The organism is Acinetobacter wuhouensis, assembly GCF_001696605.3.
Lineage (GTDB): Bacteria > Pseudomonadota > Gammaproteobacteria > Pseudomonadales > Moraxellaceae > Acinetobacter > Acinetobacter wuhouensis.
The window spans coordinates 1,516,827-1,540,358 of sequence record NZ_CP031716.1; the positions used below are offsets into that span (position 1 = coordinate 1,516,827).

Sequence of the window (23,532 nt, forward strand, 5' to 3'; positions counted from 1 at the left end):
TACATAAATAATAGTTAGAATATTGATGCTTATTTTTTATAAGTATTACTCAATCTGTAATACGCCAAAATCATCAAAACAAATGTTAAGCAAACCAGATAAATCAATTTAGGTACTATGGTAGAGCTTGGTACACCCATTTGATTAAGTTGAATAAATAAATTAATGCCTTGTGTGGAAGGTAAAATACTAGAAAAATGTTGCATCCATGTCGGCATGGTTTGGAGTGGCCAAGCTGCACCAGACAGCAGAAACAGCGGAATGGAGGTAAACACGATCAAATGTCCTGCACGCTCAGAAATATCAAGATAACTGGCTAAAACCATTGCCATAGCAATCACGCAACTGATAAAGATAGGTACAGCAAAGAGCATGCCCCAAAAGTTCCCACCACGTGGATAATCATTCAGCCAAAAGGTAAAACCAAATAGATAGAAACAGCCCATACAACCTATGCTCAGTGCTGCTAAATATATGCCAAAAAATTCAGGGGCTTTTGCCCTCCATTTTTGCTCACGATAACCTGCAATCAACATACACAGCCCCAAAACAATGGTTTGGTGAATGATGAGTGGGGCAATCGCAGGGAAAATATAGCTTCCATAACCTGATAATGTGTTAAACAATGGGATTTGATGAATCGGAATTGCTGGATGAAAATGGCTTACTTTGCCAAATTTTTGCATCTGTTCTGCAATGGTATTTTCGATAGCAGTACCAAGTCCAACTCCAATTTCTTTGGTTTTTAGAAAATATGCACTACTGAGATATAAACCAATACCACCAGTTTCACCACGCATAACACTATTGCTTAAATTTTCAGGCAGTAACAAAATACCATCTGCTTTTTGTTGCTGAATCATTTGTTTGGCATGTTCAAAATTACCAGTAACTTCTGCAATTTTGACATTAGGACTTTTGGCAACTTGGGAGATAATCGTGTTGCTTAGAAAACTTTGTTCTTCATCGACAATAATTATCGGCAGATTTTCAGCAGTTTCTGCTTTATAAGCGGTTGGATAAAAAAAACTATAGAGCACAATGGATAAAACCATCGTGGTAAAAATAGATGAGTTTTTAAATATATTTTTAAAGGTTTGCAGATAACCTCTTAAAAGTGCTTTAAAGAAAGGCTCGTGATGATTATGCGCCATGTGCTGCTCCTTTAAGATTCTTCTTAAGAAGTACACTTGCAATGAAGTAATAAAAAACACAATAAGCGAATAATATAGCTAGAGGGATCATTGAAATCATGATCGGACTACCCACCACCCATTGTTCTGTTTGTAATTTTGCATAGGGGGTATAAGGGATAATATTGGCCCAAAACTTTGTAAAAATAGGTGCATTATTTAGGGGAAGCGTAACACCTGCAAAACTTAAAGATGATCCTCCATAGACCGCAATAAAGCCAAAGGTTTTAGACAGATTTTGTGTTGCGAGTACCACTGTACTGCTGATGAAGGCATAAGCCGAATACAGTAAAAATTGTCCTATCAGAATCATCCAGAGGCTACCTGCTACAAACCATCCACGTATTTCAACCAACCAAAACATCCATAGCCAAGTCCAAAAGCAGAAAATCAGCACATAGACTAAATTTTTAGCCAATAATGCGCTAAAAACAGATTGTTGATTGACCCATTGATGAGTGGTTTTATATTTAAGTTCTTGACCCACTGAGAACGCTACACAACAGCATAAGAGTAGATGCAAAATTGCTGGAATTAAAAACGGTTCTAAATAAAGTTCATAACTGAGGTTTGGATTGAATAAGGGAGAAATTTTTACATTGGCTGTAGGAAACTCAACATAAGGTATTTTATTTGCTAAATATGTATTTTTACTAAAGTCACTGATGGCTTCTACGGAAGACATTAACATGGCAGATGAGATTGTATTACCGATACTAAAATAAGATTGGTTAAACGCGATACTGATCTGTGCATCCTGCGCTTGAACTAGACGCTGTTCTGCACCATTGGGAATATGTACATAACCCCAAACCTGAGTCTGATTAATGAGTCGTTCAACTTCATTCGGATTATCTGTAATTGTATGGATTGAAATTGCACTGTTATGACTTAAATATTCCTCGATTTTATGGCTAAGTTCGCTGTGATCTTGATCAATAATTGCAATAGGTAAATGTTCAGCCTTACCCTCATAAAACATACATGCAAATAAAACGATGACAAAAAGTGGGGCAAGCGTGACTAAGCATAAGTCCCACTTATGCTGAATTAGGTAACGAAGTTCTCTTAACATGCCTGCCCACATGTTTATTGGCTCTCTTTTAATTTAAAAATAACACTCATACCGACTTTTAAATCAGCAAGTGGCTGGTTTGGTGTAAGTTTGACTTTAAAGCTACGAATATCGTAGCCACCAGTCTGACGTGTGGTTTTAATCGTGGCAAATTCACCTTCAGCATCAATATTTTTAATATCGAATGCAACGGTCTTATTCAGTGCAGGAATATAGCCATCAATCGTCTTACTTTGATAGACCTGTGCATATTGGTCTTCACGAACATTTAAGTTCACCCATTTTTCTTCATCTTGAATAATACTAACAATCGGCACACCCATAGCAACCAATTCAGAAGGTTTGCCATAGGTTTTAGAGACTGTGCCTGTAACAGGAGAAAAGAGTTTGGTTTCGGCATCTAAGGCATTGGCTTCAGCGACAGCTGCTTTGGCAATTTCAACCTGTGCATCAGCAGTCGATTTTTGTTCATTTGTGCTACCGCGTTTAGCACGTGCATATTGTTGATAAGCCGCTTCTGTCATTTGAGTTGCAGATTGAGCGGCTGCATGCATTTCGTCACGGCGTTGGCGGGAAATGACCCCTTGGGCATACAAATTAGCGCCACGCTGATAGGTGGTATTTGCAAGATTTTGTTGAGCTTTTAAACTCTGCCAATTGGCGTATAAGCTATCAATGTTTTCTTGTTGTGAACCACGATCTGCGGTGGATTGTAAGGCAAGGGCAGATTGAAGGCTGGCGAGTGCCTGTTGTTTCTTTGCATCTATTTCTGGACTACTTAATGTGACGAGAAGCTGACCTTTTTCTATTTTTTGTCCATCACTGACAAAAATACCCTCGATGCGACTCGGGACTTTGGTGCTGACATGTAAAGTTTCAGCTTCAACACGACCTTGTACATCGACAGTTTTAGGTTGATAACTTTTCCATAAACCATAAGCAATGAAGCCGAGTAGGGCAATCAGTACAATTGCAGACACAGCAATGATTAGTTTCTTTTTTGTGGGTTGTTGCGCTGTTTGTTCCGCAGTTTGGACATGATCGCTTTTTGTAGAATGAAGTTGTTCTGATAAAGAAGATTCAGGTGAAGGTTGCTCTGATGATGGATTGGACTGCTCAGTATTGTCGCTATTTTGCTGTGCATCTTTCTGCGTTGCAGTGGTTGGATCTGTATCGGGAGTCGATTGATCTTGCTTTACGTTGTTTTGATCAACTTCATTTTGATTCATGTCGTGCTCCACTTAACGAATATAATCAGTATTCGACTGATTTACATAATTTTTAAATTGATCTATTGAGCCATGACTGTGTAATAAGCTTGCAAGTGACATCACATATTTATAAGCATTGATGGCTTTTTCCGTTTTGAGCAAACTTAATTGGTTTTGTGCATCAATGACTTGTGTCGCAGTGCCCATGTCTTCTTTAAATGACAATTGTTGAATGCGTAAGTTTTCTAATGCTGCTTGTTCATTTTGTTGTAAGAGTTGATTCGATTGTTGTGCCGTGCTGAGTTCACTATAAGATTTATAAATAATATTCTCAATTTCCTGTTGTGTTCGAGCAGTCATAAGTTCAGTCGCATAACGTTGTAATTCGGCAGCTTGTACATTTTTATTCTTATCAATGCCTGAAAATAAATTATAACGTGCGGCAACGCCCACGATCCAATTTTGATCTTGATCTAAACTATATTCACCAAAAGCAAATAGCGTCGGTTTTTTTGCTGCATTTTGCATTTTGACATTTTGCTGAGCAAGTTGTGTATCCATGTGCATTTTACGCACAAGATTTGAGGTTTCTGGATAAGATGCTAGAAGTTGATTTAACGATTGGCTTTGCTGTTTATTGACAAAAAGTGGTGTGGTCAATTGTTCAATATTTTGTTTATTGAGTAAATTTTTGAGTTGAAATTGTGCACTATGTAAATTACTTAAATTACTTTGTTGTGTGCGTTCGGCATTATTTCGTGCAACTTCAAACTGCATGCGTTGCCCCTTGCTAATAAAACCTTGCTTCTCAATTTTGAGTGCATTGTCATAGTGGTTTTGCATGGCTAAAAGGTTTGTTTGACTTGCTTGTAAAAGTTGTTGTTGTAATTGCACATTGAAATATGCCTGAATGATTTCAAAGCGTTGCATATCTTGTTGTTGTTTGGCATCAACTTGACTGCGTTCTGCTTTTAAATTGGCAATGTGTTTTGTTGTTGTCGTTAATCCACCAGTATAAAGAGGCATCATCACTGAAACAGTGGGGCGTACAACTTCATCTTCGAGTATGACATTTGCTGTATCTGGAATAAGTCCAATACCACTATGAATGCCCCGAGTTAAACCTTGCTTTAACGGATCGGTAATGTCGGAAGGAATATTTTGCTCAGTTTGCCATTGATCAACACGTTCACTGACGCCTTGTGAAAGTGTTTGCTCTAAATTATTTTTTACACTGTTTAATGGAATATCTGTTTCAGTATGAAATTTATAAGCACGCACATTTAGGTCAACGCGGGGTAATCCAATATTTTTAACGGCTTCAGCTTGCAGTTTGGAAGCTTGGTTTAGCGCATTATTGGTCTGAGTTGTATATGAGTTTTCAAGCAAAAATTGCTCGGCTTGTGCATAGCTAATATTTTCAGCATGGCTGAGTGGTGCTGCTAAACAAAGAAGTATGAGGCCACATGAATAGTGTGACTTTTGCAGTGCAGAAAAGAATACTTTTTGTTTTTTTAAATGGTGTGATTTGATCAGCATCATCTTTTTCATCTGACTAAATTTAAAACTAGTTTACATGGAAAGATGTAGAGTAAATAACTTAAATGTAAAAAATGAACTGTATTATTTTGTTGTTTGAATTGGTTAAATACATAAAAATAATCTTCATTTCAACTACTATAATCGAATGCCCCACTAAATGAGGGCTAAGTTAAAAATGAAGTTTTAGGCTAAAAGATAAGGAAAATAAAAATGGCTCGAATCGAAGTACAATCATGGGTTTATGCGCCAATCGATGTGGTTTGGAATACGTATAACAATCCACAAGATATTCAACAATGGAATACCGCTTCACCTGATTGGCACACAGTTAATTCTCAGAATGATTTGCGTGTCGGTGGTCAATTTTCAAATCGAATGGAAGCCAAAGATGGCAGTATGGGTTTTGATTTTGCAGGAGTCTATACAGAGGTTATTTCACATGAAAAAATTGCCTATTCCTTTGGTGAACGGAATGCTGAAATTTTATTTCAACAACAAAATGAAGGTGTGCTGATGACGATTACATTTGATCCTGAAAATCAATATCCACTTGAACAACAACAAGCAGGTTGGCAGGCGATTTTGGATAATTTTAAACGCTATGTGGAAAGTAAATCGTAAAGCTTGTTTTTCATGTTAATGAGGATATGAATGATTGAATTTGAAATAGCAAAACAATTACTAGATAAAGAGTTGAGCAAAATATCACAAGATAATGGTACGGACTGCATGATTTACGGTATTAAAGGTGATATTGAGACTGGATGGTTGTTTTCTTGCAATACTGTAGAGTTTCTTAAAAATAATCAATCCATTTAAGTACTTGCAGGAAATTTACCATGATTTATCTCGAAAGATGGTGAGTTAAGCTATTTGCAAATAAGTTCAAACGCATAGATAAAATGATATTTGGATAATAATTGTTTATTTTGCAAATCATCACAAGTCGAATAAATCAAAGCAGAATTAAACATGGATCATGAAAAAATAGTCATTCAATCATCTCGAATCACATTAAAACCTTTTACTGCACAGGACGCTGATGAAAGTTATGTTTGTATTACTCCAACATTGACACGTTTTATGTCATGGGAACCACCTGAAAATCGTCAAGTATATGATGGAATTTGGCAAGGATGGATTCAGCACATTGCAGAAGGAAGTGAGTATGTATTTGTGATTCGCCATGCTGAAAGTGAGGAGTTTTTAGGGTTGGGTGGCTTGCATGATGTTCAATCGAAAACACCTGAGCTGGGGATTTGGATTCGAGAAGATCGTCATAGTGCAGGTTATGGCAAAGACGCTGTGACAGCAATTGCAAATTGGGCATCCTCGAACTTTGATTTTGAACATTTTATTTATCCAGTTGCGATTGAAAATCATGCGAGCTGTCGTATTGCAGAATCACTAAATGGTATAGCAATGTATTGCACACAAAAACAAAAATACAAAGCAGTCACCTATTTCATTGCAAAAAAATAGTGAACATTCAAATTTTCTTATTGAAATATCAATTCTAAATCTTTAAAGACATTGAAAGATTGACTGACAAAGCTACTGCAAGAACAGGCAAATTGTGGTTAAATGCGCCTATTTCATTCGTTTCACTTTAAAAAGGGAAAACTCATGCGCGCGTACAATTTCTGTGCTGGTCCTGCTGCATTACCTACTGCCGTTTTAGAAAAAGCTCAAGCTGAGTTGTTGGATTGGCGTGGTAAAGGCTTATCCATCATGGAAATGAGCCATCGTAGCAAAGACTATGTGGCTGTCGCTGAAAAAGCAGAAGCAGACTTACGTAAACTCATGAACATTCCTGAGAACTACAAAGTGTTGTTCTTACAAGGCGGTGCTTCACTACAGTTTTCTGCGATTCCTTTGAACCTGTTGGGTAAAAACCCGAAAGCGGATTATATCCATACTGGGATTTGGTCAGAAAAAGCGACTAAAGAAGCACAACGCTATGGTGATATTAATATCATCGAAGCAGGTACAAAAATTGATGGTAAATTAGCCATTACCGAGCAAAGCCAATGGAACTTATCGAATGATGCAGCTTATGTGCATTATGCAGATAATGAAACGATTGGCGGTATTCAATTTGCCAATATCCCTGAAACAGATAAACCATTGGTTTCTGATTTTTCATCAAGCATTTTATCTGCACCGTTAGATGTATCTAAATTTGGTTTGATTTACGCAGGTGCGCAAAAGAATATTGGTCCTGCGGGCTTAACTTTAGTGATTGTCCGTGATGACTTATTAGATCAAGCAAAACCTGAAATCCCAAGCTTATTGAAATATGGTTCACAAGCCAAAAATGATTCGATGGTCAATACGCCAGCAACTTATGCATGGTATTTATCTGGTTTAGTGTTTGAATGGTTACTTGAGCATGGTGGTGTTGAAGCAATGCACAAAACCAACCTAGAAAAATCTAAATTGCTTTATGGTTATATTGATTCTAGCGATTTTTATAATAACCCGATCGCAGTGCAAAACCGTTCAATCATGAATGTACCATTTACTTTGGCTGATGAAGCTTTAGATAAATTATTCTTGCAAGAAGCAGAAGCAAATCATTTGTTAAATCTTGCGGGTCACCGTTCAGTGGGTGGTATGCGTGCAAGTATTTACAATGCTGTACCATTAGAAGGTGTACAAGCACTGGTTAACTTCATGGATGACTTTGCAAAACGTCATGGTTAATTGATTTTTATTTCCTCTTCCTTTTTTGAATATTTAAAAATATTGATAAAAGGGGAGAGGGAAATATAATTCATGAATAAAAAAAATCCCTCATATATTGAGGGATTTTTTTATTCAAATGTGTAGATTAAGCAGTCGGAAATATGCCTAAAAGATGAATAATCACTGCAGCTAAAAACATACCCAGAACAAAAAAGCAACAAGCTCCTTTATCCAAGCGTAAGCGAAAACCGCTATTTTCATGAATCAGACTAATTGATTGTTCAGGTATAATTTTCATCACTGAGCCCAGATTTTTAAATTATTGTTAAATCCTATTGGTTCGTCGTATTTTTAACATAGATGGTCGGTTAAATAAAGCGCTAAATATTATTATTGTCCGATCAAAACTTATAATAGAGTCGAATAATTAAATTGATTATGAATTTAAAAATGTGATTTTATGGGCGGATTGTGGATAAGTTGGTTTTATTTTAGACAATATTGAGAAAAATGATCTTATCTATAAATTTTGGTGAGTAAAAAGACAGCCAAGCACATGATATTTATTGGTTTAAAAATAACCAATAACGAGCTGTTTTTAAATTCATTTTTGAATTTATATTATGATGGATTTTAAATCTGTGGACGGTTCTCTATATACTGAATTAGTTACTTTAAATCCTATAGTTAAAAATTAATTAAATAAAATGATTATCTATTTTTAAATTTAAATTGTGGATAACTTGGTATTTTGAATTCAAAACAAAATAAATAAGGTAAAAATATTGAAAAATAAAAAAATGTTACAAGGTATGTAATAAAGCATTGGGAATAAAAAAAGCATGCTGATTTGAGCATGCTTTAATTGTTGGGATAACTAATTTATGCGATGGAATAGATATTTGCCTGAATCCAAATATTGCCACGGATATATTGTCCAATTTCAAAGCTTTTATAGGCATCATCTTTGGTGGCAATACGAACCAGAATAGCAGGTTGGTTTTCTTCAAGAATTAAAGTGACATCGTAAAGGGCGTAGTCTTGTTGCATAAACTGCATTTGAGTTTTGCCGACCACTTTGCCTTGGAACCATGCTTCATCTTCTTGTCCAAGAGTTTCGCCGTAGAGGTAAGCCACCATTTTCGAAAAATCAACAGTGACAGGCGCTTTGTCATCTTCAGACTTTGGCTCCCAAGCATCTAATAGTTCTTGAAGATTCTCTGGTGCAACACCGTTATTTTGAGAAAGAATATCGTTGAGCGCACGGTGGTGTTTGATTGATGCAGGATCATCGACAATGATTTGCTCGTGATCAGAAACTTTTTCAAGTTCGTATGCCCAAGCATTGAGTTGTACTTTATATTGCTGATTTTTATCATAGCGATGGCCATTGACACTATATAAGCTATCAAAAGCATACACGACACTGTTGCTACCCACTTTTAAACTGAGCACAGCTTGAGTATTGGTTTTACAAGTGATAATACGGTCAATAGAAGCATTCAGTTGGTAAGGACTTTCAAAACTTGGAAATGCAGTTTTAACTGCTTTGGGCTTATTATTTTCAACATCAATCACTTGACAAAGCTGAATTGCAGAACCATTTGGACCTTGAATCAACCAAGTTGATTCGTCCATATCACATTCTTTTGAACATAAACCCATGGGCATCACAGGTTCATTCAGCGCCAAACCTAACCACTTTGGAACTTCCAAGGTCGGGTCTTCTGTTAACAGATTCCAATGTTCAACGTGGCTGCCAAAATTTTGATCTTCTATGATAATTGTTTCAGGGCTGTTTTGATTGTTCATATTCGCAATATTCAATGCTTCGCTTATGTTATTAAATCGAGGGTGATTGTCATATTTCAAGTCTGGAAATGTAAAATCATAAGAAAAACTTGCGATTAAATATAAATATGACTCAAACTTGTATAATTTGAGCAAAGTTAGAAATGATTATTTAGAATAAATACTATTCCTCTACAACCCATTGATATTAATTCAGTCGATTTCCGAAAAATTATCCGAGATAGAAAAGACAGTCTTAGGTGGTTTTGTTAGAATCAATTTATGGATTTATGTCGAGAGCTGTAGTGCTACCATTTAAACTTTGGGTCGATGCAGATGCATTACCTAAAATTCTACGTGATGTGATTATTCGAGCATCGGATCGTTATCAACTTGAAGTCACTTTTGTTGCCAATCAATCTGTCGGAATTACGCCTTCAGTACGAATCAATTCGATTCAAGTGATGCATGGCGCAGATCAAGCGGATAAAGAAATCATCGACCGTATGAAGGAAAATGATATTGTCATGACACAAGACATTCCTTTGGCAGCGCAAGTAATTGAAAAGGGTGGTGTGGCGATTCATCCACGGGGTGAGGTGTATACAACTGCCAATGTCAAAGCACGCTTACATTTACGTGATTTTATGGATACGCTACGTGGTGCTGGTGTACAAACAGGGGGACCACCTCCTATTTCTGAACGTGATAAGCGTGAGTTTTCAAGTAGCTTGGATCAAACGATTCAAAAGCAAAAGCGTAAAACTGCTGTTTAATCCGCATCAATTTCAGTGTTGTTTCGACTGACCTTATTCACATGCAGTGAATATTTTTTGCATTAATCCTAATTAAAGCAGTATTGAATCTTAGAAAAATTTTCAATGTGTTTTTCAATTTAATTTCATATCTAATATTTATTATGGAAAACAAGGCTTGTGAATATCTCACAAACTTTGAGTTGTCAGTGAATCACCGACAATCTATCTATTCGACAGACTGATTAGGAAACATTATGCCCACCAAATCTAACCTTGTGATGACCTATATTTTATTGGTCTTCATCTGGGCGAGTACACCTTTAGCGATTGTCTGGAGTGTGTCTGATTTACATATGATGTGGGCATTGGTTTTACGATTCTTTATTGCCTTACCGCTTGCAGGTTTACTTTTACTGATTCTTCAAGTAAAGCTTCCCCTTAATAAAATTGCGCTACACAGTTATTTAGCAGGTTCTTTTAGTTTTATTGGTTCGCAAATATTTACTTATGCAGCAACCAGTTATTTGAGTTCAGGCATGATCGCATTGATGTTTGGACTCGCACCAATCATGGCGGGTTTGATTGGTCGTTTTGGTTTTGGTCAACGATTATTGGGCATTCAATGGTTGGGAATGCTCGTTGCAGTATGTGGTTTAGCGATTATTTGTACCAGTAGTGGTGCAAGTCAGCATGTACATCCGATTGGGATTGCACTGATGTTGATGAGTGTGTTTACTTACGCACTGTCGATCTTTTGGGTGAAAAAAGTTAATGCAGACGTTGTCCCAATGGCTCAGGCAACGGGTTCTATTCTCGTTTCAACACTGTTTGCAATTTGTATTATCCCTTTTATTTGGCAACATATGCCTACCCATATTCCCAATACAAAATCATTGTTAGCATTGATGTATACGGTGTTTATGGCATCTTTATTGGCAATGTTCTGCTATTTCAAATTGGTACAAAATATTAAAGCAACGACACTATCACTGACCACAGTGATGACTCCGATGATTGCGATGTTTTTAGGAGCAATGTTAAATAATGAAAAACCGACTGTATCGGTATTTTTCGGTGCTGCGGTTTTAATCTTTGGTTTAATTTTATATTTCTATAAAGACTTTAAAGCTTCTAGAACGCTTGAGCATAAAATGAAAAGTTAATGATTCAATCAAAATAAAAGAATTGATCGACTGACTGATTATTAACAGATGTTACGCATTTAAACTACGTCTAAAACTGAGAGTGCTCAAAATTTTTACTATTTAACAATATTCTTGAGTTAGCACAGCCTCATTTGCCTTGCAAAGTTTGAATTACTTTGTGCAGGCGTTTGTCACTTTGAAGGATCAAAGTAACCAAAATCCTTTGTTGGATATGAGAAGTGAGGCTTCGCAAGATCTCCTGTCTTCGGAGTATACTTCTCATGTCCAACGGCGACATCCCTGTCGCCTAACGCGATAGCACCACTGATTTGAAATCACAGCCCCTAGTAATTTTGTAATAATCATTGATGGTAATCAGCCCTCATACATTAAAAATGTAGAAGCGTCCCATAATGTACTCTCTGAGTAACATCAGTTATTTAGTTATGAAGCTGTTTCAGGGTATTCAACTTCTTCGCCTTTGTTATAGCTTGCAAAACGCGGTTGATCTCTTTTAAACACTGGTGCAGTCGATTCCCAAGGCCATTTTCCAAAATGTGTTTGGCGATAGCGGGCAAATGCGGTGTTGAGTTCTTCATCAGAATTCAGTACGAATGGTCCACGCATTGCGACAGGTGCGCCAATCGGTTCACCTTCCAGCCACATGATTCGTCCAATTTCTGCGCCATTTTTTAGATGAATATCCACATCTGATTTCAACTCAACCAAGTGTTTAAATGGAATCGTTTCACCTTCAATCTCTAAAGTCGGTCCATTATAAAAATAGCAAAAGCGGTTGGATGTCGCTGTAGTCGCAGGAATTGTCAGTTCAGCATGTGGATCAAGCTGAATCATGAAAATATTTACTTTATTTTCTTTGGCATGTGCCCAAGAGTTTTTTGGGCGTTCTAAAGCTTGTTGGGATTTAAACTCACCAGATACCACACGAATATCTGTCTTTACACCTTGTGCATCTGTTTCGATGACATGCGGAATATGTTCACGCCACATCATTTTATACGCTGGATCTTCGGTTTTCTCTTGCGGAGATGAGTTGAACCAAATTTGAAATAATTCAAAAGGATTTTCTTTATCTGTATGTAAAAGTGGGAACATTTCACAGTGCTCAATACCATTTCCTGTACTCAGCCATTGCACATCGCCTGCACCATAACGACCACTATTGCCTAAAGAATCAAAATGATCAACATAGCCACTTTCAACAAAGGTAATGGTTTCAAAACCTGTATGCGGGTGTTCTGGAAAACCTGGCACTCCAGTTTCGCTATAGTACATACGATAAGGTTTTTCATCGGTTGGTGGCGTGACAGGTTGCATTTGCTCATTGCCTATAGGGAAATGGTCAATATGATGCGCTGTAAAAAGGAACGGATCTTTCAAATCTAGTCGAAATTCGATGGGTTGAATTGCATAAATGATTTCGTGATTGCTTATTTTTTCTTGTTCTGACATGGATGTTATTCCTTCATTTATCGTGGATCATGTCAATCAAGTATAACGATGATTAGGTTAAATAGTTGATGAAATCATGTATCGAATTGAGAACAATCTGTTCTAAAAATGCATTTAATCAGCATATCGTTCAAATCAAATACAGGGTTTTAATTGAAAATTCATTGAATATTAAAATCATATTCATGCATTGAGTTATATATTAATTCTAGATAATAAATTTAAAATTTATGATAAATAAAAAACTCATAATGTTTAAATAATTTTGAATAAAGAAACATCATTAAATAACTTAGGATGAAGATAATATTATTTATCGCGTGAATAGAGATGACTAAAAAGATTAGTTTTAATGCCTTTGAAATGAATTGTATAGCACATCAATCTCCTGGTTTATGGCGACATCCTGCCGATCGTTCAACAGAATACAAAGATATTGAATATTGGACAGATCTTGCCAAGATTTTAGAAAAAGGGTTGTTTGATGGTATTTTTATTGCGGATGTACTTGGAATTTATGATGTCTATCATCATAGTGCTGAACATGCGCTAACAGGTGCTGTACAAGTACCTGTCAATGATCCTTTGCAAATTGTCCCTGCGATGGCAGCCGTCACTAAGCATCTAGGTTTCGGGGTGACGACATCGATTTCTTTTGAACATCCTTATCCTTTTGCTCGTCGAATCAGTACTTTGGATCATTTGACTAAAGGGCGAGTCGGTTGGAATATTGTCACGTCTTATTTGGAAAGTGGTTCAAAGAATCTGGGTTTAAAAACGCAACTCAATCATGATGATCGCTATGATATTGCTGATGAATACTTAGAAGTTTTATATAAATTATGGGAAGGTTCTTGGGAAAATGATGCAGTTTTAAGAGATAAACAAGCAGGCATATTTGCAGATCATAGTAAGGTTCATCCTATTGAACATGAAGGAAAATATTTTAAGGTTCCAGGTATTCATATTTGTGAGCCTTCACCTCAACGGACTCCAGTATTGTATCAAGCAGGAGCTTCATCTCGTGGGCAGCAGTTCGCCAGTCAAAATGCTGAATGTATCTTTATTGCGCCTCCTTCAAAAATCGCTGCGAAGAAAGTGGTTCAGAGTATTCGACAAAAATTGCGTGAAGAAGGACGTGATCCATATTCTGTTAAAATTTATACCTTATTATCTATTGTGACGGATGAAACAGATCAGAAAGCACAAGAAAAGTTCAAAGAATATCAATCTTATGGGAGTTATGATGGCGCATTGACTCTGGTTTCGGGATGGTCAGGTGTGGATTTTTCACAGTACCAACCGCATGATCAAGTTGAATATATTAAAACCAATGCGATTCAATCGATGTTAGATGCTTATGTCAATGCAGACCCTAATCGGGTGTGGACGATTGAAGAAATCGCACATTGGAATAGTGTTGGAGGTAATGGTCCGGTATTGGTTGGTTCAGCCTCGACGGTTGCAGATGAATTGCAACATTGGGTGGATGATACCGATGTCGATGGTTTTAATTTAGCTTATATACTTGCACATCAAAGTTTTATCGATGTGGTTGAGCATATTGTACCTGAGCTACAACGCCGTGGTGTTTATCAAACTGCGTATCGTGAGGGAACTTTGCGAGAGAAGTTGTTTGGTGCAGGGGCGCATTTACCTGAGCATCATCGTGGTGCACAGTTCCGCCATTCTCATGATAAGGAGAACTCAGGAAAATTTTCTGAAGCCAGTTAGTTATATAGCGTTTTATATAGAATTTTCTGTTTAATAGACCTCTTGCGAAAGTGATTTCCAAAGTGAATGAGCCAAAAATGGAGGTTCCCTCTCCTGGCAGGAGAGGGTTAGGGAGAGGTTCTCTTTAAAAAATCCCCTCATCCTCTTGCGGAGTTACCTCCTCATCCCAAAGGGAGAAGGAACTCCTGATACTTTTTAGATTAATATTTGGATTTAATGTTTGCTTGTTTTTTGATTTACGCAAGAGGTCTAATATATAAAGTTATTTAAGATTTAACCATTTTAATGATTATTTAAATCGTCTTATTCAGAATGATTGTGTCTAAAATATATTAAAAGCCTAAATAAACATTGTTTTATTTAGGCTTTATTTGTTTTTTATGAATTATCATTTTTTGTGATAAATTTATAAATTCAGCCTGAATAATAAAAGCATTTATTTGTATAAATATAATCAAAAAATAGTGCTAGTTTAAATTCATACCTATTTAAAAAAGAGTATTTGTAATGACTGATTTAAATCAAAATAATTTTTCTTCTCAGACGGCTGTACCTTTACAATTTTTCGAATTGAATCATGATGCGCATGTGATTCAATCTGATGAAGAAGCTATTCAAGTGGCACAGAATTTAGCCAAAGAATTTGCCAAAGAAGCATCTCAACGTGACCATGAACGTCGTTTACCACTTGAAGAAATTCAACAATATTCACAAAGTGGCTTGTGGGGCATTAACATTCCTAAAGCATTTGGTGGCGCAGGGGTAAAATATCGCACTTTGGCAGAAGTGGTTAAAACCATTTCAAGTGTAGATCCATCATTGGGGCAAATTGCACAAAACCATTGGGCGTTCATTGAACATTTACGTTTAGATGCAAGCCCAGAACAACAACAATTTTTCTTCTCAGAAATTTTAAAAGGTCGTCGCCTAGGGAATGCATTCTCAGAAAAAGGCAGTAAAACCGTTGGGGATTTAGAAACCAAGATCCATAAAACGGCACAAGGTTATGAAATTAATGGTCAAAAATTCTTTGCAACCGGTGCATTGTTGGCACATTGGGTTCCTGTCGTTGCAGTGAATGAGCAAGGTTTACCTGTAGTTGCATTGACACCACGTACAACCAATGGGCTTGAAATTGTCAATGATTGGTCTGGTTTCGGTCAGCGTACTACAGCAAGTGGTACCGTGTTGTTAAAACAAGTCCAAGTTGATGAAAAATATATTGTTCCAATTCATCAAGCTTTTGAGCGACCAACTGCGGCAGGTGCAATTTCACAATTTATTCAAGCTGCTGTGGATGCGGGGATTGCACGTGGTGCGATTGAAGAAACCATTCAATATGTCCGTTTGCACTCACGTCCTTGGATTGATTCAGGTTTAGAGAAAGCAACGGATGATCCTTATACCATTGCTAATATTGGTGAGTTAAAAATTAAATTACGTGCAGCAGAAGCGGTGCTCGACTTAGCAGGTGATGCGATTGATCGTGTAATTGCAAATCCAACTGAAGAAACGGCGAATGAAGCGGCACTATTGACTGCTGAAGCAAAGGTTTTGACCACTGAAATTGCATTACTTGCATCAAATAAACTGTTTGAATTATCAGGGACGCGTTCAACTTTATCCGAGCTGAATTTAGATCGTCATTGGCGTAATGCGCGCACCCATACTTTACATGATCCTGTGCGTTGGAAATTCAACTTGGTGGGTAATTATTATTTAAATAACGTTCATTTGCCACGTCATGCGTGGAGCTAAGAAGAATAATAAATAATTAAAAAGAGGAGTTTTAAAATGGGTAATTTAGATATTCAGAATCGCTTTTTAGAAGATTTATCAGTCTCTGCGGATTATGAAAAAGTTGCTGCGAAGTATCGTCCAATTTTTGAAAAAATTGCAGAGGGTGTCGTAGAGCGTGAAAAAAATCGAATCTTGCCTTATGAGCAAATCAATTTGCTTAAGCAAGCAGGATTTGGCGCGTTACGTGTACCTGTGAAGTTTGGAGGTGATGGTGTTTCTATCCCTCAATTATTTCAATTATTGATTGAGCTTGCTAAGGCAGATTCAAATATTGTTCAGGCTTTGCGTGGGCATTTTGCATTCGTTGAAGATCGTTTAAATGCGCATAAATTTGAAAGCCAAGAACTGTGGTTCAAGCGCTTTGTTCAAGGTGACTTAGCAGGCAATGCGTGGACTGAAATTGGTCAGGTGAAAATCGGTGATGTTATTACCCGTGTGACGCAAAAGGGCAATCAACTCTTGGTGAATGGTAAAAAATATTATTCAACAGGGACAATCTTTGCCGATTGGGTGGATTTATTCGCCTATGATGAAACGACTGATCAGCATGTGATTGCTGCGATTTCACGTCATGCTTCAGGCGTGGAAGTTCTAGATGATTGGGATGGTTTTGGTCAAAGAACCACGGGCAGTGGCACATTAACATTGAACGATGTTGCTATCGAACGTGATCATATTTTACCTTTTGATCAGCGTTTTAAATATCAAACTGCATTTTACCAAGTGTTTCATTTAGCAACATTGGCGGGTATTGCACATGCAGCCGTTGCAACATTTGTGCATGAAGTGCAAAAGCGTGACCGTATTTTCAGTCATGGTAATGCTGATTTGGTACGTAATGATCCACAAATTTTACAAGTGATTGGTAAGGCATCTTCACAGGCTTATGCAAGTGAAAGTATTACTATCCGTACAGCTGAAGCGCTGCAACGTGCTTATATTAGCCACTTTGGTGAGTCTGAAGTTAAAAATATTCAAGCCAATAATGATGCGGAGCTTGAGTCTTCTCAAGGGCAGGTGGTTATTTCTGAATTGGTATTGGATTTGACTAGTCAATTGTTTAATTCATTGGGTGCTTCGGCAAGTACAACAGCAAAACAGCTTGATCGCTTTTGGCGTAATGCACGAGTAGTTTCTTCGCATAATCCGCTTATTTATAAAGAGAAAGTTATTGGTGATTGGGAAGTCAATCGTGAACCTTTACCTTTTGTTTGGCAAATTGGGGCAAGCCCTAAAGTGGGTGCAGCTTGATTTTGGATTGAGATAGATTTTTTAAGAAAATTGATAGCTATTAAATGAAAGTAACTGTATTCATCCAAACATTATTTCACTGAAAGTTACAAAAACTTGCTTCGGCAAGTTTTTGTTTTCTATGCAAATGAATTTAATTTTTAATTAATGTACTCATGAGTATATAAATTGGCACATTTTGTACTATGAGCTTAAAACAAAGTTAGAGTAGATTAGGATGGTGAAAACAAAAAATTAAAGAGGACAGTATGTCATTAAAGGGAAAAACACTATTTATCACGGGTGCAAGTCGTGGTATCGGACGTGAAATTGCATTAAAAGCAGCTAAAGATGGTGCAAATATTGTCATTGCGGCAAAGTCGGCTGAAGAACATCCCAAGCTCGGTGGTTCAATTTATACCGTTGCCAAAGAGGTCGAAGAGGCGGGCGGACAAGCTTTAGCGATTCAACTGGATGTACGTGATCAAGATGCAGTTGCAATCGCCATGAAGCAAGCCGCAGAGCATTTCGGTGGCATAGATATTCTCATTAATAACGCAGGCGCAATTAAACTGTCGGGTGTGGAATTGCTTGATCCTAATCGTTTTGATTTGATGTATCAGATCAATACTCGTGCGGTGTTGGTGTGTAGCCAAGCGGCTTTACCATATTTAAAGAATAGTGAAAATCCTCACATTCTTAGCTTATCTCCTCCACTAAACTTAGATGAAAAATGGTTTGCGAGCTATGCACCATACACTATCACCAAATATGGCATGAGTATGTTGACGATCGGAATGAATCAAGAATTTTCGAATTATGGTGTGAGTGTTAATTCTTTGTGGCCAAGAACGATTATTGCGACAGCAGCGATTGAGTTTTCATTGGGTGGAAAACAATTGTTTAATCAGGCACGTAAACCGAATATCATGGCAGATGCGGCTTATGAAATTTTAACAAGTCAGAAACGTGCGATTACAGGACGTCTAATCATTGATGAAGAGATTTTACGTGAGTCAGGTGTAACCGATTTCTCAGAATATCGTTATGCGGAATCCGAAGAGCAGTTGATGGTGGATCTGTTTGTTAAAGAATAGTTCGGAATGAAATAAATTATAGTCCCTCTTTTCTTTGTTATTCTCTAGCGATGAGGAAAGAGGGAATTTAAATTGAAAAAAAATTACATCTGATATTGGTTTATTTGTTTAAAATCGGTGCATTTAGGCATTGGAAAAAATTCAAAAAAAGTGGAAGATAATCACTTGAATACAAAAAATGTGTGAGATGTTATTTCGTGTTTGAGTTGGATTGTAAGTTACTCAGTATTTTTTACTATATCTATAAATTTAAAAGCGTTTCCGTCGCCGCAGATCATTTGGCGATGAGTCAGCCTACTGTCAGTAATATTCTCAATAAAATTCGTTCGCACTATAACGATCCGTTATTTTTACGTATTGGCAATGAAATGGTGCCAACCGAATTGTCCAAACAGCTTTATCCATTGGTGAGTGAAGCTTTAAGCAAAGTTGAAATTATCAATAATTTCAGTGTGGATTTTGATCAAACAGCTTCACAACAACAGTTTACAGTGGCAATGACCGATGTTTCGCATTTGGTCTTATTGCCGAAAATTTCTCAATATTTAAAAGAACATGCACCGCATGTAAAACTCAATGTCCGTGCGATCACTTCTGAAACCAGTTATCAAATGGCGAATGGTGAAATTGATCTTGCGATTGGATTTTTACCACAGTTGGAAAATGGTTTTTATCAACAAAAATTGTTTGAACAGTTTTATGTGGTGATCGCTTCCAAAGATCATCCACGTTTAAATAATCACAGTATTTCGGTTGAGCAATATTTAAATGAATCTCACATTGATATTGATGCAGGCGTAGGGCATTACCATATTGCCAATGAGTTGTTAAATTTAGATTTAAAACGTAATGTGTTGATGCGCATCCCGAGTTATTTGGGCGTTGGATTGGTGGTTCAAGACACTGATTCGATCGCAACAGTGCCGTATTATTTGAGCGAAGTGTTACTTTCACGTGGCAATCTACAGATTCTTCCTGCACCGATTTCATTCCCAACCTATTCGATCAAGCAGTATTGGCACATGTCTTGCCATCATAAGACCAGTCATCAATGGTTAAGACATATGTGTTATGAAATTTTCAGTCAGGTCAATTCAATGCCTTTACCGAGTCAGTTATTGAATACACATGAAGCAGAATAATCACTGATGGTTAATTCGGATGAATGATGTTTAATGTTCAAAAAATTAGACAAGATCTTGATTCAGAAATAAATGTAGATGGCAAAGTCTGTAAGCAATATGCCCATGAAATTGAAGAATATGTATTGGAGCTAAAAAAATTCCCAAACGAAATTTTTCAGATTTATTTACAGCTTCTAGATTCACCAAATTTTTTTCAATTTCATGGAATTTATCATTTTTTCAAACAGTTATACTTTGATTTTGAAAAGCTATCACCATTACAAAAGCAACAGCTCAAAATTAAAATTATCGAGTGTTTACAACATCCTGTTGAAAATAATCTAGAACTTTGGTTGTCTGAAATTATTCAAAACAAATATTAAATCATTGTTGATCTGAACTTATTCCGCTTGTAATTCAGCTTCAGTCAACTTGTCTGGTGTCATGAGTGCTTGATTAACATAAAGTTTAATTAAGCGTTCACGTGAACCGATCGACTTTTGATAATGCGTTGAATTGAGTAGTAATGATGCGCCGTAAGTGATCGTCCAAATATAAGATAAATAATCACGAATCGACATAATACTATTCAGCGATTTCAGATGTGCACCAAATAAGTCTTTAAGTTCCAAAATACGTTGTTCACGGATGGTATATAGTTCTTCGAATAAGTCTTTGAGTTTGCGCTCATTATTGGTTAAACGTTCTTCTATGACATGCAATAAAATAGTTCGATTCGAATTGAGCATGTTGTAGAGCATGTATTGTGATACATAAATTTTGATGTCGTGATGATAAGCTTTTGAAATATCTAAAAGTCTTTTTTCATTCAAAATAATCAATTCAAGATAAAGCTGATTTTTGCTTTTAAAATGTTTATAGATTGTCCCTTTGGCAATATCAAGTTCTGCGGCAAGCTCACTTAACGTAATATCCTGATTATTATCTAGTAATAATGTCTCTGCCATGGCTAAAATTTTCTCTTTACGTAGTAGAAAATTTTGTTGGCGAACTGAACTCATCCTATTGTTCCAAACCATTGAAAGCACTGGCTTAGAGTATATCAGCTATTTATTTGTTTCAATCAAACTATAGTCAATGACCCATAAGAAAATGTTTCAAAATAAAAATACTTATCCAATAATTTAACGTTTTACAAAAAATGAATCTGTTGATTTTTTATTGTCAATGAAAATGAACCTGTGAGATCATTTTATGTAAATATATTTCCATTTTATTTGAATTTGATTTATTGTTTTTCGCATGTTTTTAAAATTTGAAAATCTTACATTAACCTTGTAATTATTATGTTATGTGTATATTTTTTTGAATAAATAAATTCTAAGTTAAAGTTGTGTTTAATCTTTTTTTGGGTGATTTTGTTCAAGTTATTGATATAAATAGTGTTGATGGATATGCAATGCTTTTCAGTATTATTCTTTGAATAAAGAGCAAAAAAGCCAATAGATACATTGATTTTGATTTAAAAATAAATGACTTTTCACATGGTTTATTGTGGAGGGCGATTGAAATAGATAATTTTTATATGTGTTTATTTCAATAATGAGTGATTTATACAGCACTTTTCGTTGATCTAGAAAAGAAAAGTTGAGTAACAAGGAAAGCCGGAATGCCGATTTACAATGCGCCACTTAAAGACATGGAATTTATTCTCAATGATGTATTTAAGGCTGATGAGTTTTGGCAAAATACTGAGAATTTAGCTCATCTGGATATGGCAACTGCCAATGCAATTTTGGAAGAAATGGCGAAGTTTTCGAAGAATGTCATTCTAGATTTAAACCGTTCAGCGGATGAAGAAGGCGGTGCGCAGTTCAATCAAGGTGTGGTGACTACACCGAAAGGTTTCAAAGAAGCATTTCAACAGTTTGCAGATGGTGGTTGGATTGGTTTAGGGGCGAATGAAGCTTTTGGCGGTCAGGGCATGCCAAAAATGCTGACTGTACTTGCCGATGAAATGATCTGGAGTACCAATCCATCATTTATGCTGTATCCACTTTTGACTGTGGGTGCAGGCATGGCGATTGATCAGGCAGCTTCAGAGGAACAAAAGGCAACGTATTTACCAAAATTCTATACAGGTGAATGGTCAGGAACAATGTGTCTGACTGAGCCGCATTCAGGTACAGATCTAGGCATTATCAAAACCAAAGCTGAACCAAATGCTGATGGTTCTTATGACATCACGGGAACAAAAATCTTTATTACCAGTGGTGAGCATGATCTTTGTGAAAATATTATTCACCTTGTTTTAGCGAAAACGCCTGATGCACCTGCGGGTTCTCGTGGTATTTCTTTATTCATCGTACCGAAGTTTTTAGTCAATGAAGATGGTTCTTTGGGGGAACGTAATACCTTAGGCGCAGGTTCGATTGAGCATAAGATGGGGATTAAAGGTTCTGCAACTTGTGTGATGAATTTTGATGCAGCCAAAGGTTTCCTTGTTGGTAAGGAAAATCAAGGTCTGGCTGCGATGTTTATCATGATGAACTATGAACGTTTGTCGATGGGTATTCAGGGCATTGGCGCATCTGAATATGCGTATCAAAATGCAGCACAGTATGCGACGGATCGTTTGCAGGGTCGTTCGGCAACAGGTGTGAAATCTCCTGAAAAGCCTGCGGATTCAATCTTGGTACATGGTGATGTGCGCCGTATGTTGTTGAATGTACGTGCCAATAATGAGGCATCTCGTGCATTTGCCGTCTATGTTGGTCAGCAACTGGATATTACTAAATTCTCAAATGATGCCGAAGCGGTACGTAAAGCCAATGATCGTGTCGCGTTATTAACACCGATTGCCAAAGCTTATTTAACGGATAAAGCGTTGGATTCAGCTTTAGAAGCACAAATGTGTTTCGGTGGTCATGGTTATATCCGTGAATGGGGCATGGAGCAGTGTATTCGTGACTTACGTATTTCACAGATTTATGAAGGTACAAATGGCGTTCAGGCGATTGATTTGATTGGTCGTAAAACCATTAAATCCAATGGTGTTTTTATTGCGGAATATATTGCTGAAATTCGTGAATTTGCAGCGTCTATGGATGATGCTTTAAGTATTAAAGCTGTAACTTTGGATGTGTGTCATCAGGTTGAAGCATTGACGCAGTTTATTATTGAACAAGCAAAGTCGAATCCTGATTTCTCAAATGCTGTGGCAGTAGATTATTTACATGCTGTTGGTTTGTTGAGCTTCACATATATGTTTGCACGTATTGCGCAGGCTGCTCAGGTGAAATCTGAAAACTTCTATCAGAATAAGTTGGTTCTGGCGCAGTATTATGTGGCGAAAGTGCTTCCTGATCTGGCTACACGTGTTCAGCGTATTCAGGCAGGTGCGGAGTTGGTGATGCAGTTGCCTGAGGATTATTTTACAGCGCAGGCTTGATGAGTTTTTTATTTATTTAGATCACTTTTATTAATGATAATCCCTCCCTTGCGGAGCAGTGCTCCTCACCTTTGAAAAAGGGATGAGTATGAATCTAATGAAAGTGAAAAGATCGTAACTTGAAAGTTTCAAGTAATGAAAAACTCCCTCCTTTGAAAAAGGAGGGTTGGGGAGGATTTAATAATTCTTTTCAGTAATTTATTCAAACATGATTCAAGATGAATTATGGAAAGTTTTGAGTCAGTCAGCTGACTCAAAA

Annotated in this window: 21 protein-coding genes; 13 read left to right on the forward strand and 8 right to left on the reverse strand. The window is 36.8% G+C overall.

The features are described 5' to 3' along the window. Positions 1-29 precede the first annotated feature (29 nt). Genes BEN71_RS07875 through BEN71_RS07890 form a run of 4 tightly spaced genes read right to left on the reverse strand, consistent with a single transcriptional unit; the run spans position 30 to position 5,030 of the window. The gene (locus BEN71_RS07875) at positions 30-1,154 is read right to left on the reverse strand and encodes an ABC transporter permease (protein WP_068976073.1); all 1,125 of its coding nucleotides are present in this window, start codon (positions 1,152-1,154) and stop codon (positions 30-32) included. After that, a complete protein-coding gene (locus tag BEN71_RS07880) occupies positions 1,144-2,280 on the reverse strand; it encodes an ABC transporter permease (protein WP_068976072.1) in 1,137 nt (378 codons plus the stop codon). The genes BEN71_RS07875 and BEN71_RS07880 overlap by 11 nt, the downstream gene beginning before the upstream one ends. Positions 2,281-2,282: 2 nt before the next feature. After that, positions 2,283-3,497, reverse strand: coding sequence for an HlyD family secretion protein (locus tag BEN71_RS07885; protein ID WP_068976071.1), 1,215 nt, complete (start codon positions 3,495-3,497; stop codon positions 2,283-2,285). A gap of 12 nt (positions 3,498-3,509) precedes the next feature. Next, a complete protein-coding gene (locus tag BEN71_RS07890) occupies positions 3,510-5,030 on the reverse strand; it encodes a TolC family protein (protein ID WP_406565270.1) in 1,521 nt (506 codons plus the stop codon). A gap of 201 nt (positions 5,031-5,231) precedes the next feature. Between BEN71_RS07890 and BEN71_RS07895 the strand changes: the two genes are divergently transcribed. The 4 genes from BEN71_RS07895 to serC all read left to right on the forward strand — a co-directional run bounded on the left by BEN71_RS07895 (position 5,232) and on the right by serC (position 7,727). After that, complete coding sequence (locus BEN71_RS07895) at positions 5,232-5,642, forward strand: SRPBCC domain-containing protein (RefSeq protein WP_068976069.1); 411 nt, start codon at positions 5,232-5,234, stop codon at positions 5,640-5,642. A 30-nt stretch (positions 5,643-5,672) separates the two neighbouring features. Then, positions 5,673-5,840, forward strand: coding sequence for a hypothetical protein (locus BEN71_RS19135; protein ID WP_161553508.1), 168 nt, complete (start codon positions 5,673-5,675; stop codon positions 5,838-5,840). A 153-nt stretch (positions 5,841-5,993) separates the two neighbouring features. Then, positions 5,994-6,503, forward strand: a complete 510-nt coding sequence (locus BEN71_RS07900; protein ID WP_068976068.1) for a GNAT family N-acetyltransferase — start codon at positions 5,994-5,996, stop codon at positions 6,501-6,503. A gap of 144 nt (positions 6,504-6,647) precedes the next feature. Further along, positions 6,648-7,727: a 3-phosphoserine/phosphohydroxythreonine transaminase gene (gene serC / locus BEN71_RS07905; protein ID WP_068976067.1), complete on the forward strand. Its 1,080-nt coding sequence runs from the start codon at positions 6,648-6,650 to the stop codon at positions 7,725-7,727. Positions 7,728-7,854: 127 nt separating this feature from the next. Here the strand turns inward: serC and BEN71_RS19190 are convergent, their stop codons facing one another. After that, complete coding sequence (locus BEN71_RS19190; protein ID WP_162994938.1) at positions 7,855-8,007, reverse strand: hypothetical protein; 153 nt, start codon at positions 8,005-8,007, stop codon at positions 7,855-7,857. Positions 8,008-8,591: 584 nt separating this feature from the next. Beyond that, positions 8,592-9,521, reverse strand: coding sequence for a hypothetical protein (locus tag BEN71_RS07910; protein WP_068976066.1), 930 nt, complete (start codon positions 9,519-9,521; stop codon positions 8,592-8,594). 269 nt (positions 9,522-9,790) lie between these two features. Here BEN71_RS07910 and BEN71_RS07915 point away from each other — a divergent pair, with 269 nt between their 5' ends. Continuing rightward, entirely contained in the window at positions 9,791-10,276 is a 486-nt protein-coding gene (locus BEN71_RS07915) for a YaiI/YqxD family protein (protein ID WP_086322720.1), read from the forward strand. A gap of 236 nt (positions 10,277-10,512) precedes the next feature. Further along, entirely contained in the window at positions 10,513-11,421 is a 909-nt protein-coding gene (locus tag BEN71_RS07920) for a DMT family transporter (protein ID WP_068976065.1), read from the forward strand. 426 nt (positions 11,422-11,847) lie between these two features. On the opposite strand, the gene BEN71_RS07925 is transcribed toward BEN71_RS07920, so the two are convergent. Beyond that, a complete protein-coding gene (locus BEN71_RS07925; protein WP_068976064.1) occupies positions 11,848-12,876 on the reverse strand; it encodes a pirin family protein in 1,029 nt (342 codons plus the stop codon). Positions 12,877-13,206: 330 nt separating this feature from the next. On the opposite strand from BEN71_RS07925, the gene BEN71_RS07930 reads away from it, so the two are divergent. The 6 genes from BEN71_RS07930 to BEN71_RS07955 all read left to right on the forward strand — a co-directional run bounded on the left by BEN71_RS07930 (position 13,207) and on the right by BEN71_RS07955 (position 20,244). After that, positions 13,207-14,610 carry an LLM class flavin-dependent oxidoreductase gene (locus BEN71_RS07930; protein ID WP_068976063.1) on the forward strand — a complete coding sequence of 468 codons (1,404 nt, stop codon included), beginning with the start codon at positions 13,207-13,209 and terminating at the stop codon, positions 14,608-14,610. 507 nt (positions 14,611-15,117) lie between these two features. Next, the gene (locus tag BEN71_RS07935; protein ID WP_068976062.1) at positions 15,118-16,368 is read left to right on the forward strand and encodes an SfnB family sulfur acquisition oxidoreductase; all 1,251 of its coding nucleotides are present in this window, start codon (positions 15,118-15,120) and stop codon (positions 16,366-16,368) included. A gap of 36 nt (positions 16,369-16,404) precedes the next feature. Next, positions 16,405-17,661, forward strand: coding sequence for an acyl-CoA dehydrogenase family protein (locus BEN71_RS07940; RefSeq protein WP_068976061.1), 1,257 nt, complete (start codon positions 16,405-16,407; stop codon positions 17,659-17,661). A gap of 248 nt (positions 17,662-17,909) precedes the next feature. Then, the gene (locus BEN71_RS07945) at positions 17,910-18,737 is read left to right on the forward strand and encodes an SDR family oxidoreductase (protein WP_068976060.1); all 828 of its coding nucleotides are present in this window, start codon (positions 17,910-17,912) and stop codon (positions 18,735-18,737) included. A 197-nt stretch (positions 18,738-18,934) separates the two neighbouring features. Further along, on the forward strand, positions 18,935-19,879 hold the full coding sequence (locus tag BEN71_RS07950) for a LysR substrate-binding domain-containing protein (protein ID WP_068976059.1): 945 nt from the start codon (positions 18,935-18,937) through the stop codon (positions 19,877-19,879). A gap of 26 nt (positions 19,880-19,905) precedes the next feature. Beyond that, entirely contained in the window at positions 19,906-20,244 is a 339-nt protein-coding gene (locus BEN71_RS07955; protein WP_068976058.1) for a hypothetical protein, read from the forward strand. An 18-nt stretch (positions 20,245-20,262) separates the two neighbouring features. On the opposite strand, the gene BEN71_RS07960 is transcribed toward BEN71_RS07955, so the two are convergent. Beyond that, positions 20,263-20,883, reverse strand: a complete 621-nt coding sequence (locus BEN71_RS07960) for a TetR/AcrR family transcriptional regulator (protein ID WP_068976057.1) — start codon at positions 20,881-20,883, stop codon at positions 20,263-20,265. A 608-nt stretch (positions 20,884-21,491) separates the two neighbouring features. On the opposite strand from BEN71_RS07960, the gene BEN71_RS07965 reads away from it, so the two are divergent. Next, on the forward strand, positions 21,492-23,273 hold the full coding sequence (locus BEN71_RS07965; RefSeq protein ID WP_068976056.1) for an acyl-CoA dehydrogenase C-terminal domain-containing protein: 1,782 nt from the start codon (positions 21,492-21,494) through the stop codon (positions 23,271-23,273). The last annotated feature ends 259 nt before the right edge of the window (positions 23,274-23,532 follow it).